Below are 15,936 nucleotides of genomic sequence, written 5' to 3' on the forward strand. Positions count from 1 at the left end.
AAGGAAGACGATATGTTGAAGCGATACTTCGCGCCGTTGTTACTGGCATCTCTGGTTATGTCCGGGTGCCAGACGCCGGAGGGTAAATTCACACCAGAGCAAATCGCGGCCATGAAGTCCTACGGCTTTAACGAACTGAATGGCGACTGGTCCCTGGGCCTGTCGGATAAGATCCTGTTTGATAAAAATGACGCCAGACTGCGTCCGGAAAGTGAAACGCAGATCCAGACTATGGCCTCACGTCTGGCGGCAACCGGTCTGAATCACGCCCGGATGGACGGCCATACGGATAACTATGGCGAAGAGAGCTACAACGAAGCGCTTTCGTTAAAACGTGCCAATGTTGTAGCGGATGCCTGGGCGAAGGGCGCGAACATCCCGCGCAGCAACCTCACTACGCGGGGTTTAGGCAAAAAATACCCTCTCAGCAGCAACCGTACTGCGCAAGGGCGCGCTGAAAACCGCCGTGTTGCGGTAGTTATCAGCACGCCTTAAGGCTATTTAGCGGATGTGCCTGCGAGCGACACGCCTGAAGCCGCTCGCCAGCGCAGCCAGTCAATCACGATAAATACCGCCAGACTGACGCCCATTACCGGCAACGCCAGCCCCAGCAGGAGGCTTATCATGAACGTCACTCCTCTTCCCCACAGCGGCAATGCCAGCCAGCTTTGACAGAGCGTCTGTACCGGGTTCGCGGCTGACGTCGCAGGACGACGCATCCACCACATCCGGTATCCCCAGATAATCAGCACGCACAGCGCAACGCCAAACGCGATGAGCAGCAGCTGATTTGCCAGACCAAACAGGATCCCCATATGGAAATCCACGCCCCAGCGGGTGAGTTTAGCCATCAGCGGGAAATCCCCAAAGCGAGTCCTGTCCAGCACCTTCAGAGAGTGGGGGTCCACGGCAACGGCATCAACCTGCGTCGGCCAGCGGCGATCGATTTCCGTCACCGTCCAGGCCTGGTCGACCCTGCTTGCCGGACGGATCTCAACGTTGTTAGCATCAATTCCTGACTGGCGGGCGGCCTGCAATACGCTGTCAAAAAGCGACAGTTCAACAGGCATTTCAGGCATCGACATTCCGCCGTGATGACCACGATGTTCGGCGTGTTCATCCATCATTTCCGGCGCACCGGAAAGGGTGGTGTTTACCTGCGGCGTCAGCCAGTTCATCTCTGCACGCAGCTTATCGACGTTGCCACCGGCCCATTGTGACCAGGTTAACCCGGTGACTGAGAACAGCAGCATTCCCGCCAGTAAGGTCCAGCCTAAGATCACATGCAGGCGACGACGATTCTGGAAACGATTGTTAATACGGCGCTTCGGTCGGGTATAGAACCACAGCGCGATCCCGCCCAGGGCAGCAACCCACATCCACGAGGCGGCTAACTCGCTATAGAGGCGTCCGAGGTTGCCCAGCATCAGCGAGGTATGCAGGTAATCGATAGTCTGACGCAGCGGTAAAATCCCGCTGGTGCCGTAGACGGTCATATCCCCTCGAACCTCAAGGCTGGCGGGATCAATAAAAATAGCCCGATGCTCGGAGGGACCCAGCGCCGGGTCGGCAAACATCACGCGGGTCGTTTCGCCCTCTTCCAGCCCCGGACGAACGACATGCAGACGCAGATCTGATTCTACGGCCTTTTCGGCCGCGGCAATTTGTGCAGCAAGAGGCTGCGCCTCACCCACGGCATCCGTGTGGAGTGCATGATGGTACAGCGCATTTTCAAGCTGCGGCGTGGCGACATACAGCGTTCCGGTCAACGCTGCGAAGAAAATAAACGGACCAACAAACAGCCCGATATAGAAATGGAGACGACGCAGCAGGTTTCCCCATGCCGCGCGCGGAGTGCAGGTAGTCATACTTTTCCTTTTTAAGGCAAAAAGTGAGTGATTTTGTTTTAAAGGGAGAAAGCAGACCGACGCGGCGGCGCGCGGGTATCGGGGTAAAGCCAGGGGAAAAAGTGCCAGTGGCTGACCGCCTGACGAGGCGGCTTCATGCGCAGCCGCTGCAACACCACGCTGAGCAGAACGATAAGCGCCAGCATCACGCCCGGCACATGCGCTAACAGCACGCAGTAGCCGCAGGCTTCCGCATGGTCAACTGGCATGGAATGCGGCATATCCCCATGATGCTCGTCCATCGACATCATGCTCATGTCATGGTGCATGCCCGGCATGGCGCTCATGGGATCTTTTTGCAGCGAGACGGAGATCAGCGGCGCCACGACGATCAGCAGGATCGCAAACAGCGCGGTCAATGCCGCTGCGCGTTTCCAGCTATGCTGATGCAGTACGTTATCCACTTACCCTCCACCCAAGAGGCGAACATTGTAAATGATTTATGACGGAAGGGTTAACGCGAGAGTTGCTATGAGATAAAAAAAGGGCCAGCCTTTCGGCCAGCCCTTTCTGACAGGATGTCGCTTAAGCGAATCTTAGTTCAGACGCTCTTTAATACGAGCAGACTTACCAGTACGCTCACGCAGGTAGTACAGTTTAGCTTTACGTACAGCACCACGACGTTTAACAGCAATGCTGTCAACTACCGGAGAGTGAGTCTGGAAGACACGCTCAACGCCTTCGCCGTTGGAAATTTTACGAACAGTGAATGCAGAGTGCAGACCGCGGTTACGAATAGCGATAACCACGCCCTCGAATGCCTGCAGACGTTTTTTGGAACCTTCAACAACCCATACTTTCACTTCCACGGTGTCACCTGGACGGAAGGAAGGTACGTCCTGCTTCATCTGCTCTTGTTCAAGTTGCTTAATAATGTTGCTCATAATTTAATCTCTTATCCTGGGTAAACTGATATTCGGGAGCGTATTACGCTTTCCCATCATGTTCATGCTGCTGGTGCGCGTGTTCGGTTTTGAACTCGGCCAGCAACTTTGCTTGCTCTTCAGTCAGAGCCAGGTTTTCCAGAAGTTCAGGTCTTCTAAGCCAGGTCCGGCCCAGCGACTGCTTCAAACGCCAGCGACGTATCTCGGCATGGTTTCCAGACAGTAACACTGCCGGGACTTCCATCCCTTCTAACACTTCAGGACGAGTATAGTGTGGACAGTCCAGCAATCCATCGGCAAAGGAATCTTCCGTTGCCGAAGCTTCATGGCCCAGAACCCCCGGAATAAACCGGGCGACGGAGTCAATCAACGTCATTGCTGGTAGCTCACCACCGCTGAGAACGTAATCGCCGATAGACCATTCTTCGTCAATCTCGGTTTGAATTACGCGCTCATCTATCCCTTCGTAGCGACCACAGACCAGAATCAGCTTTTGATTCGTCGCCAGTTCGCTCACGCCCGCTTGATCAAGCTTGCGTCCCTGAGGTGACAGATAAATCACCTTCGCGCCTTCACCTGCCGCGGCTTTTGCTGTGTGAATGGCGTCCCGTAAGGGTTGCACCATCATCAACATCCCCGGTCCGCCGCCGTAAGGACGATCGTCCACGGTACGGTGCCGGTCATGCGTGAAGTCACGAGGACTCCAGCTCTGGATGCTCAGCAGGCCATTCTTTACTGCCCGGCCAGTTACCCCGTAATCGGTAATCGCGCGGAACATTTCAGGAAACAGGCTAATTATGCCAATCCACATAGCGCCGTCTTTTACCGTTTATCCGGAGAATTTAAAAACCAGGATCCCAATCTACTTCAATGGTTTGAGTAGTGAGATCGACTTTCTTGATAACCTGTCCATCGAGGAACGGGACCAACCGCTCCTTGATGCCAAATGCATCTTTCAGGTTTGCCTTAATGACGAGAACGTCATTTGACCCGGTTTCCATCATGTCGATGACTTTCCCCAGGCTGTAGCCTTCAGTGGTCACTACCTGGCAACCCATAAGGTCTTTCCAGTAGTAGTCACCCTCTTCCAGTTGCGGCAACTGCGACGAATCCACGACAATTTCACAATTAGTCAGCGCATTCGCGGCATCTCGATCGTCAATGCCTTTCAGCTTGATGATGATGTCCTGATTGTGGTGACGCCAGCTTTCCAGCTCGACCTCTTCCCACTTACCGGCTTTCTGGATAAACCAGGGCTGGTAATCAAAAATGCTATCAGCGTCTTCAGTGGAGGAAAACACTCTGAGCCAACCACGGATACCGTAGCAAGAACCCATTTTTCCCAATACGATCGGTTCAACAGGTGCTTTATTGCTCATCATGACCACCGTGACAGATTAAGCTGCTTTGTTTGCTGCTTTGATCAGCGTAGCAACGCGATCGGAAACAGTAGCGCCCTGGCCAACCCAGTGAGCGATACGATCCAGATCCAGACGAGTTTCTTCTTCTGCGCCAGAGGCCAGTGGGTTGAAGAAACCAACGCGCTCAATGAAGCGACCGTTGCGTGCATTACGGCTGTCAGTCACAACAACCTGGTAGAACGGACGCTTTTTAGCGCCGTGACGTGCTAAACGAATAGTTACCATAACATCCTCTTGTGTGAATAAAACAACCGGGCCCCATCGAGGAACGGAGCCCGGGTGTCATATTAAAAGCCCGAAAATTTTACTCATTTTCGGGCAAAAAGCAATCTCAAAAGCGATTATCGCCCAGGAAAACCGGGCGGCATCATGCCTTTCATGCCGCGCATCATCTTCGCCATGCCGCCTTTCTTCATTTTCTTCATCATGCGCTGCATGTCGTCGAACTGTTTCAGAAGGCGGTTAACGTCCTGGACCTGCATGCCGCAACCGGCTGCGATACGGCGCTTGCGGGAACCTTTGATGATTTCTGGCTTCGCGCGCTCTTTCAGCGTCATCGAGTTGATGATTGCCTCCATACGCACCAGCACTTTGTCATCCATCTGGGATTTGACGTTGTCCGGGATCTGCCCCATACCCGGCAGTTTACCCATCAGGCTTGCCATACCGCCCATGTTTTTCATCTGACGCAGTTGCTCAAGGAAGTCGGTCAGATCGAAACCGTCACCTTTTTTCAGCTTGCTGGCGAGTTTTTCAGCCTGCGCGCGGTCAACCTTGCTTTCGATATCTTCGATCAGCGACAGCACGTCGCCCATGCCGAGGATACGGGAGGCAATACGATCCGGGTGGAACGGCTCCAGCGCTTCGGTTTTCTCGCCCACGCCGAGGAACTTAATTGGCTTACCAGTGATATGACGTATAGACAGCGCCGCACCGCCGCGAGCGTCGCCGTCGACTTTGGTCAGCACCACGCCGGTTAACGGCAGGGCTTCGTTAAACGCTTTTGCGGTGTTTGCCGCATCCTGACCGGTCATGGCGTCGACAACAAACAGGGTCTCTACCGGATTGATAGAAGCATGAACCTGCTTGATTTCGTCCATCATCGCTTCGTCAACGTGCAGTCGCCCGGCGGTATCCACCAGCAGCACGTCGTAGAATTTCAGCTTCGCCTCTTTCAGCGCCGCGTTAACGATGTCAACAGGCTTCTGCGCCACGTCGGACGGGAAGAAGTCTACGCCAACCTGCTCGGCCAGCGTTTCCAGCTGTTTGATCGCCGCCGGGCGATACACGTCCGCCGAAACCACCAGCACTTTTTTCTTGTGCTTTTCGCGCAGGAATTTCCCCAGCTTACCGACGCTGGTGGTTTTACCCGCACCTTGCAGACCCGCCATCAGCACGACGGCCGGTGGCTGAGCCGCCAGGTTAAGCACCTGATTCTCTTCGCCCATCGCCGAAACCAGCTCGTTACGGACGATTTTGACGAACTCCTGACCCGGAGTCAGGCTCTTGTTAACTTCATGACCAACCGCTTTCTCTTTCACGCGGTTGATAAAATCACGCACGACCGGCAACGCAACGTCTGCTTCCAGCAGCGCCATGCGCACTTCGCGCAGCGTTTCCTTGATGTTCTCTTCGGTGAGGCGTCCACGGCCGCTGATGTTGCGCAGCGTGCGCGACAAACGATCGGTTAAATTATCAAACATTGTCTCTCGCCTGGGGTAGAAACTTTAGGTCGCCTGGGCGACACATACACAGAATTTTGCCGGAGTATAACATGAAGGCGCCTTTGTTGTTATGCAACGGTTGGAGCAGGCGTCACGTAACGTTATACTGCTTCTCTTTCTTATTAAGACAACTGTCGACGCCTATATGCCTGTTTTCGCACTGATCGCCCTTGTTGCCTACTCTGTCAGCCTCGCGCTGATCATTCCTGGCCTGCTGCAAAAAAACAGCGGCTGGCGGCGCATGGCTATTCTTTCGGCAGTGATCGCACTGATTAGCCATGCGTTTGCGCTGGAATCACGCATCATTCCCGGCGACGGCAGCGTGCAAAATCTGAGCGTGCTGAACGTCGGCTCGCTGGTCAGCCTGATGATCTGTACGGTCATGACCATTGTCGCGTCTAAAAATCGTGGCTGGCTGCTGCTGCCGATAGTCTACGCCTTTGCGCTGATCAACCTGGCGTTAGCCACGTTCATGCCCAATGAGTTTATTACCCATCTGGAAGCCACGCCGGGGATGCTGGTGCATATCGGCCTGTCTCTATTCTCCTACGCGACGCTGATCATCGCCGCCCTTTACGCCATGCAGCTCGCCTGGATCGACTACCAGCTGAAAAATAAAAAGCTGGCGTTTAACCATGAAATGCCGCCGCTGATGGTGATTGAGCGTAAGATGTTCCACATCACCCAGGTCGGCGTGGTTTTGCTGACGCTGACGCTGTGCACGGGCTTGTTTTATATGAAGAACCTGTTCAGCGTGGAGAATATCGATAAAGCGGTCCTCTCCATCATCGCGTGGTTTGTCTATATTGTCCTGTTATGGGGCCATTATCATGAAGGCTGGCGCGGTCGTCGCGTGGTCTGGTTCAACGTTGCGGGTGCGGGCATTCTCACGCTTGCCTATTTTGGTAGCCGCTTCATACAGCAATTTGCTGGCTAAGTAACAAAAGGAGTTCCCCCTGGAACACATCTCTACCACCACGCTGATCGTCATTCTGGTCATCATGGTGGTCATCTCCGCTTATTTCTCTGGCTCTGAAACCGGCATGATGACGCTGAACCGCTACCGGTTACGTCATCGCGCCAAGCAGGGTAACCGTGCCGCGCGTCGTGTCGAAAAGCTTCTGCGTAAGCCGGACCGTCTGATTAGCCTGGTGCTTATCGGTAACAACCTGGTCAATATTCTCGCCTCTGCACTGGGCACCATCGTCGGGATGCGTCTGTACGGCAACGCAGGCGTGGCGATTGCAACAGGTGTGCTCACGTTTGTGGTGCTGGTGTTTGCGGAAGTACTGCCCAAAACCATCGCGGCGCTTTACCCGGAAAAAGTCGCCTACCCGAGCAGCTTCCTGTTAGCACCGCTGCTTATTCTGATGATGCCGCTGGTCTGGCTGCTGAATATGGTGACACGGGTGCTGATGCGCATGGTTGGTATAAAGGCAGACGTCACCATCAGTAGCGCGCTCAGCAAAGACGAACTGCGTACCATCGTGAACGAATCCCGCTCGCAGATCTCCCGTCGCAATCAGGACATGCTCCTGTCGGTGCTGGATCTGGAAAAGGTCAGCGTTGACGACATCATGGTGCCGCGCAATGAAATCGTCGGGATTGATATTAACGACGACTGGAAGGCCATTGTCCGCCAGCTGACGCACTCCCCGCACGGGCGTATCGTCCTCTATCGCGATTCTCTCGACGATGCCATCAGCATGCTGCGTGTGCGCGAGGCCTATCGTCTGATGACTGAGAAAAACGAGTTCACCAAAGAGGTGATGCTGCGCGCCGCCGACGAAATTTACTACGTGCCGGAAGGCACCCCGCTGAGCACGCAGCTGGTGAAGTTCCAGCGAAACAAGAAGAAAGTCGGTCTGGTGGTGGATGAATACGGCGACATACAGGGACTGGTGACGGTCGAAGATATTCTGGAAGAGATTGTCGGGGACTTTACCACGTCAATGTCGCCTTCCCTTGCAGAAGAAGTCACCCCGCAAAACGACGGGTCAGTGCTTATCGACGGCAGCGCCAACATTCGTGAAATCAATAAAGCGTTTAACTGGCATTTGCCGGAAGACGAAGCGCGGACGATGAACGGAATGATCCTGGAAGCGCTGGAAGAGATCCCGGCGGCAGGCACGCGCGTGCGCATTGAGCAGTATGATATTGATATTCTGGACGTTCAGGACAATATGATTAAGCAGGTGAAGGTCCTGCCCGTTAAACCTTTACGCGAAAGTATCGCCGAGTAATGTTGTAGGCCGGGTAAGGCGAAGCCGCCACCCGGCACTACGGGTCGGCAAATTACGCTTTCGCTTTCGCCACGGTCACCATCGCAGCGCGAATAGTACGACCGTTCAGGGTATACCCTTTCTGCATCACGCCCAGCACGTTACCCGCGGCAACGTCTTCGGATTCCACCATCGCAATGGCCTGGTGAACGTTTGGATCCAGCGGTACATCCGTATCGGCAATCACTTCAACACCGAACTTACGCACCACATCCAGCATGGATTTCAGCGTCAGCTCGATGCCTTCAATCATCGCCGCGTTATCCGGATTAGCTTTATCCGCCACTTCCAGCGCGCGATCCAGGCTGTCGATCACCGGAAGCAGTTCGTTGACGAATTTCTCCAGCGCAAATTTGTGCGCCTTTTCAACGTCCAGCTCGGTACGACGGCGCAGGTTTTCCATTTCCGCTTTGATACGCAGTACGCCATCGCGTTCGCGATTCTGCGCTTCTACCAACTGAGCTTCCAGATTGGCAATTTTTTCATCGCGCGGGTCCACCTGCTCAGCAGACGTGTCTGGCTCTACTGCCTCAACTTCATCGTGCTGTTCCGTGATAATTTCTTCAGGGGCTTGCCCCTCAGGCGTTTTCTGTTCTTTACTACTCATGAATTTCTCCGCGTTTTTCTGCATTCATCTCGCTAACTTCGCTTATTATGGGGATCAGTTTCCTGGATTCAAGGGAACAAGGCAGATTGTCATCATTCATCAGGCACAAGGACCTCCAGAAAATGAATAATCATTTCAGGTGTATTGGGATCGTCGGCCATCCGCGTCACCCCACCGCATTGACGACACATGAAATGTTGTATCGCTGGCTGTGTGGTAAAGGCTATGAAGTGATGGTCGAGCAGCAGATCGCCCAGGAGTTGCAGCTTAAAAGCGTCAGAACCGGCACGCTGGCGGAAATTGGCCAGCAGGCGGATCTCGCCGTGGTGGTCGGCGGCGACGGCAATATGCTGGGCGCGGCGCGAACGCTGGCTCGCTATGATATTAAGGTTATTGGTATTAACCGTGGCAATCTTGGTTTCCTGACCGACCTCGACCCGGACAATGCGCAACAGCAGCTGGCGGACGTGCTGGAAGGTCACTATATCAGTGAAAAGCGGTTTTTACTTGAAGCCCAGGTCTGCCAGCAGGATTGCCAGAAGCGCATCAGCACCGCTATTAACGAGGTGGTTCTCCACCCTGGTAAAGTGGCGCACATGATCGAGTTCGAAGTCTATATCGACGAAATCTTCGCTTTCTCGCAGCGCTCTGACGGGCTGATTATTTCAACCCCGACGGGGTCAACTGCCTACTCGCTTTCAGCCGGAGGCCCAATCCTGACGCCCTCGCTGGATGCGATCACCCTGGTGCCGATGTTCCCGCATACGCTCTCGGCGCGTCCGCTGGTGATCAACGGCGACAGCACCATCCGCCTGCGTTTTTCCCATCGCCGCAGCGACCTGGAGATCAGCTGCGACAGCCAGATTGCGCTTCCCATTCAGGAAGGAGAAGATGTCCTCATTCGCCGCTGCGATTATCACCTGAACCTTATCCATCCAAAAGATTACAGTTATTTCAATACATTAAGCTCAAAACTCGGCTGGTCAAAAAAATTGTTCTGATTTTACATCCAGCGCTTTACTGTATATAAAACCAGTTTATACTGTATACAAACACAGTTATGGTTTTTCATACAGGAAAACAATTATGCTGGCACAACTGACCATCAGCAACTTTGCCATTGTTCGTGAGCTTGAGATCGACTTCCATAGTGGAATGACGGCGATTACCGGTGAAACCGGTGCAGGTAAATCCATTGCCATTGATGCCCTCGGCTTGTGCCTCGGGGGTCGTGCAGAGGGTGATATGGTGCGCACAGGTGCGGCCCGTGCCGATCTCTGCGCCCGCTTCTCGTTAAAAGACACGCCTGCCGCCCTGCGCTGGCTGGAAGCGAACCAGCTGGAAGATGGACGTGAGTGTTTACTTCGTCGCGTTATCAGCAGTGACGGCCGCTCCCGCGGTTTTATCAATGGTACAGCGGTTCCTCTTTCCCAGCTTCGCGAGCTGGGCCAGCTGCTCATCCAGATCCATGGTCAGCACGCGCACCAGCAGCTAATCAAACCCGAACAGCAGAAAGCCCTGCTCGATGGCTACGCGGGTGAGTACGCGCTTACTCAACTCATGGCGGAGCACTATCGTCAGTGGCATCAAAGCTGCCGCGAACTTGCGCAGCATCAACAGCAAAGCCAGGAGCGTACCGCGCGCGCCGAGCTGCTGGAATATCAGTTGAAAGAGCTGAACGAATTTAACCCTCAGGCGGGTGAATTTGAGCAAATCGACGAGGAGTACAAGCGTCTGGCCAACAGCGGTCAGCTGCTTTCCATCAGTCAGAATGCCCTGAACATGCTGGCGGATGGCGAAGACGTGAATTTGCAGAGCCAACTATATACCGTGCGTCAGCTTGTGACCGAACTGACCGGCATGGACAATAAGCTTTCTGGCGTACTGGAAATGCTGGAAGAGGCCGCAATTCAGATTTCAGAAGCCGGGGATGAGCTGCGCCACTACTGTGAACGTCTGGATCTCGACCCGAACCGTCTGTTCGAGCTTGAGCAACGCATCTCCCGTCAGATTTCACTGGCGCGTAAGCATCACGTTACCCCGGAAGAGCTGCCGAATTACTATCAGTCTCTGCTGGAGGAACAGCAGCAGCTGGACGATCAGGCCGATTCCCTCGAAACCTTGTCTCTGGCGGTTAATCTGCATCATCAGCAGGCGCTGGAAACAGCGAAACGGCTGCACGACGTGCGACAGCACTATGCTCTGGAGCTTAGCCAGCATATTACCGACAGCATGCATACGCTGGCGATGCCGCATGGGGTGTTCACTATTGATGTTCGCTTTGAAGAGCATCACCTGACGGCGGAAGGCGCAGACCGCGTAGAATTCCGCGTCACCACCAACCCGGGCCAGCCTTTACAGGCGATTTCGAAAGTGGCTTCTGGCGGTGAACTGTCGCGTATCGCCCTGGCCATTCAGGTGATTACCGCCCGTAAAATGGAAACCCCGGCGTTGATTTTCGATGAAGTGGATGTGGGTATCAGCGGCCCGACCGCGGCCGTTGTCGGCAAACTGCTGCGTCAGTTGGGTGAATCGACGCAGGTTATGTGTGTGACTCACCTGCCGCAGGTCGCCGGCTGTGGTCATCACCACTTTATCGTTAGCAAGGAAACCGATGGCGAAATGACGGAAACGCACATGAAACCGCTGGATAAACGCTCACGCTTGCAGGAGCTGGCACGCCTGCTGGGGGGCAGTGAAGTCACCCGTAATACGCTCGCGAATGCGAAAGAACTGCTGGCGGCATAAACTTTTCCGGGATCTCAGGGTCATACAGAACAACAAAAACGCCGCCAGACCAGTTTCAAAGTGGGGCAAGGTCTATTATCATCGGCATATTACATATGAGCCGCGTACTGCTCGGGCCCGAAAAGGAATCAAATCACTATGCGCTGTAAAACGCTGACCGCTGCCGCAGCGGTTCTTCTGATGTTGACCGCAGGCTGTTCCACTCTGGAGAAAGTGGTTTACCGTCCTGATATCAACCAGGGGAACTACCTTACTCCTAACGATGTGTCCAAAATCCGCGTAGGTATGACACAACAGCAGGTCGCTTATGCCCTGGGAACCCCGATGATGTCCGATCCGTTCGGCACAAACACCTGGTTCTATGTATTCCGCCAGCAGCCTGGTCATGAAGATGTGACCCAGCAAACCCTGACGCTGACCTTCAGCAGTGCTGGCGTGCTGACCAACATCGACAACAAGCCTGCCCTGACCAAATAATCAGGCGTCAGCAACGCAAAAAGGTGCTCAATGAGCACCTTTTTTGTGTATGTTTATTTGGCTACTTACCGGATTTCTCTGCTCGCTGACGGCGCAACTCTTTCGGGTCGGCAATCAGCGGACGATAGATTTCAACCCTGTCACCCTCTTTCAGCACATCACCGAGCTTAACCGGACGGCTATAAATGCCGACTTTATTCTTCGCCAGGTCAATATCACGGCGAAGTTCAAGGATGCCGGAGGCCCGGATAGCCGCCTCAACGGTGGCGCCCTCTTCAAGCGTCACGCGCTGCAAATACTGCTTCTCCGGCAGCGCATACACCACCTCAACAGCAATCTTATGCGACACTGTAAACCTCTTTGGCGCGCGTGGTGAACGCCTGAACCATATTCGAGGCCAGCTCTTTAAATATTCGACCAAACGCCAGTTCGATCAGCTTATTGGTAAATTCAAAATCCAGATGAAACTCAATGCGGCAGGCGTCAGCGCTCAGTGGCGTAAACTTCCACCCTCCCATCAGTTTTTTAAACGGACCATCCACCAGATGCATCAAAATACTCTGATTGCTCGTCAGGGTATTGCGCGTGGTGAACGTTTTGCTGATCCCCGCTTTGGAGACATCCACGGCCGCAGTCATCTGAGTCGGGCCGGATTCCAGCACCCGGCTACCGGTGCATCCTGGAATAAATTCCGGATAGGACTGAACGTCGTTCACTAACTGATACATTTGTTCCGCGCTGTAGGGAACAAGCGCAGTACGGCTAATCTGAGGCATAGCATTTTCCATGGTCACACAACAGACAAATAATAACATTTATCACCTGTTAAAAAAACGCTAAGCCTTATCTCGTGCTAAGATAGCGCGTTAGACCTCACAGGACGCAATGAGGTGACTTTTTAAAATCAGATTACCGACGGCTTTACGACACTTATGACGAAGAAAAAAGCACATAAACCTGGTTCGGCGACCATTGCGCTCAACAAGCGTGCTCGCCACGAGTATTTCATCGAAGAAGAATTCGAGGCCGGCCTTGCGTTGCAGGGCTGGGAAGTAAAATCGCTGCGTGCCGGGAAAGCCAACATCGGCGACAGCTACGTGATCCTGAAAGACGGTGAGGCCTTCCTGTTCGGCGCGAACTTTACGCCGCTGACCGTCGCCTCTTCACATTACGTCTGCGATCCAACCCGCACCCGTAAGCTGCTGCTGAACAAGCGCGAACTGGAATCCCTCTACGGACGCATCAACCGCGAAGGCTTCACCGTGGTGGCGCTCTCTTTGTACTGGAAAAATGCCTGGTGCAAAGTGAAAATCGGCGTGGCGAAAGGTAAGAAACAGCACGACAAACGTACTGACCTGAAAGCACGCGAGTGGCAGCTCGACAAAGCACGTATCATGAAAAACGCAGGACGTTGATTCTGCGCGCTTATTGTACTATTCAATAAGTTAGCGTTTCGGGCTGGTATCGAGGAAGTGAAATCTGGTATACTGAGTTCAACACTATTGGGGCTGATTCTGGATTCGACGGGATTTGCGAAACCCAAGGTGCATGCCGAGGGGCGGTTTGCCTCGTTAAAAGCCGCAAAAAAATAGTCGCAAACGACGAAAACTACGCTTTAGCAGCTTAATAACCTGCTAAGAGCCCTCTCTCCCTAGCTTCCGCTCTTAAGACGGGGATCAAAGAGAGGTCAAACCCAAAAGAGATCGCGTGGAAACCCTGCCTGGGGTTGAAGCGTTAAAACTAATCAGGCTAGTTCGTTAGTGGCGTGTTTGTCCGCAGCTGGCGTGCGAATGTAAAGACAAACTAAGCATGTAGTACCGAGGATGTAGAAATTTCGGACGCGGGTTCAACTCCCGCCAGCTCCACCACTTTTGATAGGACTGCAACCGGACAGTGGCAATAAAAACAGCCACTTACGGACTCTGACCAGACAGAGCTCAGACCGAGAAAAGACAAAAAAATGCACGTGAAATGCACGTGCACTTTAAAAGAACCCCAGATCTCACGGTCTGGGGTTTTTCTATTTGTAACTAAGGGTAACAAAAACACATCCCCTTTCGTGCTCCGCTCGCCTTGACACTGTTTATTTTTACAGTAAAAATACTGTATACAACCACAGTGGTTTTCCGGAGGCTTTTATGTTCGTTGAACTGGTTTATGACAAGCGAAATGTAGAGGGACTTGAAGGGGCCAGAGAGATTATCCTGGCAGAGCTGACGAAGCGAGTGCACCAGATCTTCCCTGATGCCGAAGTGAGGGTGAAGCCGATGCAGGCGAACGGCTTGAATAGCGATGCCAGCAAAAGCGATCGGGAAAAGCTGAACCGCATGCTGGAGGAAATGTTTGAAGACGCAAATATGTGGCTGGTGAATGATTAGCAAAGCCCGTGTTCGCTTCGTGCATACCTTCAACTACGCAGACATGCACCACTACCCATCGTACTTTTCCGATATTGAACGGCACTTCATCTTAGTGGCGTTAAATAATAAGCACTTTTACTACTCACTGTTTTTGCGGTCACTCCAATAGATGCCCTTTTCAGTGCCGCATTAAATGCAACTAACGTTACCGGTCTTGGAGTTGTCTTGGTACGATGTGAATGGCTCTGAAACAAAAACACATCTTCAGGATACTTCTCCCTGCGGGAGTGGAGAATTCTTTTAACTCCTGGCTTAAGAGCAATGCATCTTTCCCTCAGTCCTTTTGTGGCTGAAAGAACAAGAATATCATGGCTCACATCATCAAACTTTGCCCCAAGAAGCTGTCCGGGCTTAGCCTGACTCAGATACAACATTGCCCAGAGATCTGACCATGTATCAGAAATATTCTCAAGATTCCGCTTGATAGCAATAAATTCAACTACGGTAAGCCCCCACACATCTCTCATCATTCCTTTCAGTAGATCCTCTTGTTACATGAAGCTTATGTACAAACAGAATCTTCATGGTTGTAACATTCAATATTCGAATTACCGAACAGTGCCCAGCAACCGTAGCTCATTTTTACATATGGCTGTCCGAAACATCAAACATCCTGCTCTCATACTAAGAATTTTTTGTTCTGAACGTTTGCAGTTCCGTATTGTCTAAATGAAAAGTTCATAAAAAAGGTTCAACATGGCAACGTTTATAATCGCAAGTACCGTAGTTGTTGCTCTTGGCTTGATAGTATTGAGCCTGATCAAAATTGGCATAAGCACATCGAATAACCCGGATGAATTTTAATGTGTTGAAGTTCGTGTAACGTCTTTATTTACTGGGAATTTTTTATATAGAGTACAAACGGCCACATCGTAAATGATCGCCACCTGCTTCCGATCCACTCCGTTTGCGATCAACCTGCCAGCCTGAGCCCATTGCTCAGGTGTCAATTTTGGCCGCCTCCCACCGATTCGCCCTTTCTCACGGGCTGCGGCCAACCCAGCCCGAGTGCGCTCCACTATCAACTCCCTCTCCATTTCAGCCAGAGCTGACATGATATGAAAGATGAAGCGGCCCATCGGGCTTGATGTATCAATGCTGTCCGTGAGGCTCTTGAAGTGGATGCCACGCTGACGTAGTTCATCCACCAGCAGCACCAGATTACGCATGCTGCGCCCAAGGCGATCCAGCTTCCAAACCACCAGCGTATCCCCCTCATTCAGTGCCTTGAGAAGTTTTTTGAGTGCTGGCCTGTTCGCCACTGTCCCGCTCATTTTTTCTTCGAAAATCTGTTCACATCCTGCGCGTTCGAGTGCTTGCCGCTGAAGATCCGTATTTTGGTCATTTGTTGACACCCTTACATAGCCAATTTGCATATTTTTTACCCAATAAATTCTGCAAAAAAATCAGGTGAAGTTATCGGTCAGGCCGCCTCGTAGCAATCTATAAAACGTCGGTTTAGGAAG

Annotated in this window: 21 protein-coding genes and 1 other RNA gene; 10 read left to right on the forward strand and 12 right to left on the reverse strand. The window is 52.8% G+C overall.

Annotated features, from left to right (window positions below; genetic code table 11):
- Window positions 1–12 precede the first annotated feature (12 nt).
- Window positions 13–495: an OmpA family protein gene (locus tag ACQG2Q_RS17435; protein ID WP_023298405.1), complete on the forward strand. Its 483-nt coding sequence runs from the start codon at window positions 13–15 to the stop codon at window positions 493–495.
- Window positions 496–497: 2 nt separating this feature from the next.
- On the opposite strand, the gene ACQG2Q_RS17440 is transcribed toward ACQG2Q_RS17435, so the two are convergent.
- From ACQG2Q_RS17440 to ffh, 7 genes are all read right to left on the reverse strand, one after another.
- Window positions 498–1,868 carry a PepSY-associated TM helix domain-containing protein gene (locus ACQG2Q_RS17440; protein WP_063849376.1) on the reverse strand — a complete coding sequence of 457 codons (1,371 nt, stop codon included), beginning with the start codon at window positions 1,866–1,868 and terminating at the stop codon, window positions 498–500.
- A gap of 38 nt (window positions 1,869–1,906) precedes the next feature.
- Window positions 1,907–2,311, reverse strand: a complete 405-nt coding sequence (locus ACQG2Q_RS17445; protein ID WP_022649065.1) for a DUF2946 domain-containing protein — start codon at window positions 2,309–2,311, stop codon at window positions 1,907–1,909.
- 132 nt (window positions 2,312–2,443) lie between these two features.
- A complete protein-coding gene (rplS, locus tag ACQG2Q_RS17450) occupies window positions 2,444–2,791 on the reverse strand; it encodes a 50S ribosomal protein L19 (RefSeq protein WP_002914145.1) in 348 nt (115 codons plus the stop codon).
- Window positions 2,792–2,834: 43 nt separating this feature from the next.
- Window positions 2,835–3,602, reverse strand: coding sequence for a tRNA (guanosine(37)-N1)-methyltransferase TrmD (gene trmD / locus ACQG2Q_RS17455; protein ID WP_003863138.1), 768 nt, complete (start codon window positions 3,600–3,602; stop codon window positions 2,835–2,837).
- 31 nt (window positions 3,603–3,633) lie between these two features.
- Window positions 3,634–4,173, reverse strand: coding sequence for a ribosome maturation factor RimM (gene rimM / locus ACQG2Q_RS17460; RefSeq protein WP_003863136.1), 540 nt, complete (start codon window positions 4,171–4,173; stop codon window positions 3,634–3,636).
- 15 nt (window positions 4,174–4,188) lie between these two features.
- Window positions 4,189–4,437 (reverse strand): 30S ribosomal protein S16, encoded by a 249-nt coding sequence (gene rpsP, locus ACQG2Q_RS17465; protein WP_022649067.1) that lies wholly within the window; start codon window positions 4,435–4,437, stop codon window positions 4,189–4,191.
- A gap of 116 nt (window positions 4,438–4,553) precedes the next feature.
- The gene (gene ffh, locus ACQG2Q_RS17470; protein WP_003863132.1) at window positions 4,554–5,915 is read right to left on the reverse strand and encodes a signal recognition particle protein; all 1,362 of its coding nucleotides are present in this window, start codon (window positions 5,913–5,915) and stop codon (window positions 4,554–4,556) included.
- Window positions 5,916–6,081: 166 nt separating this feature from the next.
- Here ffh and ACQG2Q_RS17475 point away from each other — a divergent pair, with 166 nt between their 5' ends.
- Both ACQG2Q_RS17475 and ACQG2Q_RS17480 read left to right on the forward strand, forming a co-directional pair.
- Entirely contained in the window at window positions 6,082–6,873 is a 792-nt protein-coding gene (locus ACQG2Q_RS17475) for a cytochrome C assembly family protein (RefSeq protein ID WP_014832951.1), read from the forward strand.
- A 19-nt stretch (window positions 6,874–6,892) separates the two neighbouring features.
- Window positions 6,893–8,179 carry an HlyC/CorC family transporter gene (locus tag ACQG2Q_RS17480; RefSeq protein WP_026094274.1) on the forward strand — a complete coding sequence of 429 codons (1,287 nt, stop codon included), beginning with the start codon at window positions 6,893–6,895 and terminating at the stop codon, window positions 8,177–8,179.
- Window positions 8,180–8,231: 52 nt separating this feature from the next.
- Here ACQG2Q_RS17480 and grpE read toward each other — a convergent pair whose 3' ends face one another.
- Window positions 8,232–8,825: a nucleotide exchange factor GrpE gene (gene grpE, locus ACQG2Q_RS17485; RefSeq protein WP_003863126.1), complete on the reverse strand. Its 594-nt coding sequence runs from the start codon at window positions 8,823–8,825 to the stop codon at window positions 8,232–8,234.
- Window positions 8,826–8,947: 122 nt separating this feature from the next.
- Between grpE and nadK the strand changes: the two genes are divergently transcribed.
- The 3 genes from nadK (at window position 8,948) to bamE (ending at window position 12,050) form a co-directional block, all read left to right on the forward strand.
- Window positions 8,948–9,826, forward strand: coding sequence for an NAD(+) kinase (gene nadK / locus ACQG2Q_RS17490; RefSeq protein WP_022649070.1), 879 nt, complete (start codon window positions 8,948–8,950; stop codon window positions 9,824–9,826).
- A gap of 85 nt (window positions 9,827–9,911) precedes the next feature.
- Window positions 9,912–11,573: a DNA repair protein RecN gene (gene recN / locus ACQG2Q_RS17495; protein ID WP_022649071.1), complete on the forward strand. Its 1,662-nt coding sequence runs from the start codon at window positions 9,912–9,914 to the stop codon at window positions 11,571–11,573.
- Window positions 11,574–11,711: 138 nt separating this feature from the next.
- Window positions 11,712–12,050, forward strand: a complete 339-nt coding sequence (gene bamE, locus ACQG2Q_RS17500) for an outer membrane protein assembly factor BamE (RefSeq protein WP_003863121.1) — start codon at window positions 11,712–11,714, stop codon at window positions 12,048–12,050.
- 61 nt (window positions 12,051–12,111) lie between these two features.
- On the opposite strand, the gene ACQG2Q_RS17505 is transcribed toward bamE, so the two are convergent.
- Both ACQG2Q_RS17505 and ACQG2Q_RS17510 read right to left on the reverse strand, forming a co-directional pair.
- Window positions 12,112–12,399 carry an RnfH family protein gene (locus ACQG2Q_RS17505; RefSeq protein ID WP_003863119.1) on the reverse strand — a complete coding sequence of 96 codons (288 nt, stop codon included), beginning with the start codon at window positions 12,397–12,399 and terminating at the stop codon, window positions 12,112–12,114.
- Window positions 12,389–12,826, reverse strand: a complete 438-nt coding sequence (locus ACQG2Q_RS17510) for a type II toxin-antitoxin system RatA family toxin (RefSeq protein WP_003863117.1) — start codon at window positions 12,824–12,826, stop codon at window positions 12,389–12,391. Before ACQG2Q_RS17510 ends, ACQG2Q_RS17505 begins: the two co-directional genes overlap by 11 nt.
- A 156-nt stretch (window positions 12,827–12,982) precedes the next feature.
- Between ACQG2Q_RS17510 and smpB the strand changes: the two genes are divergently transcribed.
- From smpB to ACQG2Q_RS17525, 3 genes are all read left to right on the forward strand, one after another.
- Window positions 12,983–13,465: an SsrA-binding protein SmpB gene (smpB, locus tag ACQG2Q_RS17515; protein WP_003863115.1), complete on the forward strand. Its 483-nt coding sequence runs from the start codon at window positions 12,983–12,985 to the stop codon at window positions 13,463–13,465.
- Window positions 13,466–13,554: 89 nt separating this feature from the next.
- Window positions 13,555–13,918, forward strand: a transfer-messenger RNA (tmRNA) gene (ssrA, locus tag ACQG2Q_RS17520).
- Window positions 13,919–14,188: 270 nt separating this feature from the next.
- A complete protein-coding gene (locus ACQG2Q_RS17525; protein ID WP_013096351.1) occupies window positions 14,189–14,428 on the forward strand; it encodes a DinI family protein in 240 nt (79 codons plus the stop codon).
- An 86-nt stretch (window positions 14,429–14,514) separates the two neighbouring features.
- Here ACQG2Q_RS17525 and ACQG2Q_RS17530 read toward each other — a convergent pair whose 3' ends face one another.
- Complete coding sequence (locus ACQG2Q_RS17530; protein ID WP_123906383.1) at window positions 14,515–14,940, reverse strand: hypothetical protein; 426 nt, start codon at window positions 14,938–14,940, stop codon at window positions 14,515–14,517.
- Window positions 14,941–15,166: 226 nt separating this feature from the next.
- Between ACQG2Q_RS17530 and ACQG2Q_RS17535 the strand changes: the two genes are divergently transcribed.
- The gene (locus ACQG2Q_RS17535) at window positions 15,167–15,274 is read left to right on the forward strand and encodes a YnaM/YnfT family protein (protein WP_350223618.1); all 108 of its coding nucleotides are present in this window, start codon (window positions 15,167–15,169) and stop codon (window positions 15,272–15,274) included.
- Here ACQG2Q_RS17535 and ACQG2Q_RS17540 read toward each other — a convergent pair.
- Window positions 15,271–15,846, reverse strand: coding sequence for a recombinase family protein (locus ACQG2Q_RS17540; RefSeq protein WP_053520873.1), 576 nt, complete (start codon window positions 15,844–15,846; stop codon window positions 15,271–15,273). The genes ACQG2Q_RS17535 and ACQG2Q_RS17540 overlap by 4 nt on opposite strands.
- Window positions 15,847–15,936: the final 90 nt, after the last annotated feature.

It is taken from the genome of Enterobacter cloacae complex sp. 370H10, from assembly GCF_050031535.1.
Lineage (GTDB): Bacteria > Pseudomonadota > Gammaproteobacteria > Enterobacterales > Enterobacteriaceae > Enterobacter > Enterobacter intestinihominis.

Excerpts from the sequence above, each read along its gene's own strand:
- smpB (WP_003863115.1), top strand. The coding sequence starts at position 12,983 with ATGACGAAGAAAAAAGCACATAAACCTGGTTCGGCGACCATTGCGCTC.
- rpsP (WP_022649067.1), bottom strand. The coding sequence starts at position 4,437 with ATGGTAACTATTCGTTTAGCACGTCACGGCGCTAAAAAGCGTCCGTTC.
- ACQG2Q_RS17530 (WP_123906383.1), bottom strand. The coding sequence starts at position 14,940 with ATGATGAGAGATGTGTGGGGGCTTACCGTAGTTGAATTTATTGCTATC.
- bamE (WP_003863121.1), top strand. The coding sequence starts at position 11,712 with ATGCGCTGTAAAACGCTGACCGCTGCCGCAGCGGTTCTTCTGATGTTG.
- ACQG2Q_RS17510 (WP_003863117.1), bottom strand. The coding sequence starts at position 12,826 with ATGCCTCAGATTAGCCGTACTGCGCTTGTTCCCTACAGCGCGGAACAA.
- rplS (WP_002914145.1), bottom strand. The coding sequence starts at position 2,791 with ATGAGCAACATTATTAAGCAACTTGAACAAGAGCAGATGAAGCAGGAC.
- ACQG2Q_RS17525 (WP_013096351.1), top strand. The coding sequence starts at position 14,189 with ATGTTCGTTGAACTGGTTTATGACAAGCGAAATGTAGAGGGACTTGAA.
- nadK (WP_022649070.1), top strand. The coding sequence starts at position 8,948 with ATGAATAATCATTTCAGGTGTATTGGGATCGTCGGCCATCCGCGTCAC.
- ACQG2Q_RS17535 (WP_350223618.1), top strand. The coding sequence starts at position 15,167 with ATGGCAACGTTTATAATCGCAAGTACCGTAGTTGTTGCTCTTGGCTTG.
- ffh (WP_003863132.1), bottom strand. The coding sequence starts at position 5,915 with ATGTTTGATAATTTAACCGATCGTTTGTCGCGCACGCTGCGCAACATC.
- ACQG2Q_RS17440 (WP_063849376.1), bottom strand. The coding sequence starts at position 1,868 with ATGACTACCTGCACTCCGCGCGCGGCATGGGGAAACCTGCTGCGTCGT.
- ACQG2Q_RS17435 (WP_023298405.1), top strand. The coding sequence starts at position 13 with ATGTTGAAGCGATACTTCGCGCCGTTGTTACTGGCATCTCTGGTTATG.
- recN (WP_022649071.1), top strand. The coding sequence starts at position 9,912 with ATGCTGGCACAACTGACCATCAGCAACTTTGCCATTGTTCGTGAGCTT.
- ACQG2Q_RS17475 (WP_014832951.1), top strand. The coding sequence starts at position 6,082 with ATGCCTGTTTTCGCACTGATCGCCCTTGTTGCCTACTCTGTCAGCCTC.
- trmD (WP_003863138.1), bottom strand. The coding sequence starts at position 3,602 with ATGTGGATTGGCATAATTAGCCTGTTTCCTGAAATGTTCCGCGCGATT.
- ACQG2Q_RS17540 (WP_053520873.1), bottom strand. The coding sequence starts at position 15,846 with ATGCAAATTGGCTATGTAAGGGTGTCAACAAATGACCAAAATACGGAT.
- grpE (WP_003863126.1), bottom strand. The coding sequence starts at position 8,825 with ATGAGTAGTAAAGAACAGAAAACGCCTGAGGGGCAAGCCCCTGAAGAA.
- rimM (WP_003863136.1), bottom strand. The coding sequence starts at position 4,173 with ATGATGAGCAATAAAGCACCTGTTGAACCGATCGTATTGGGAAAAATG.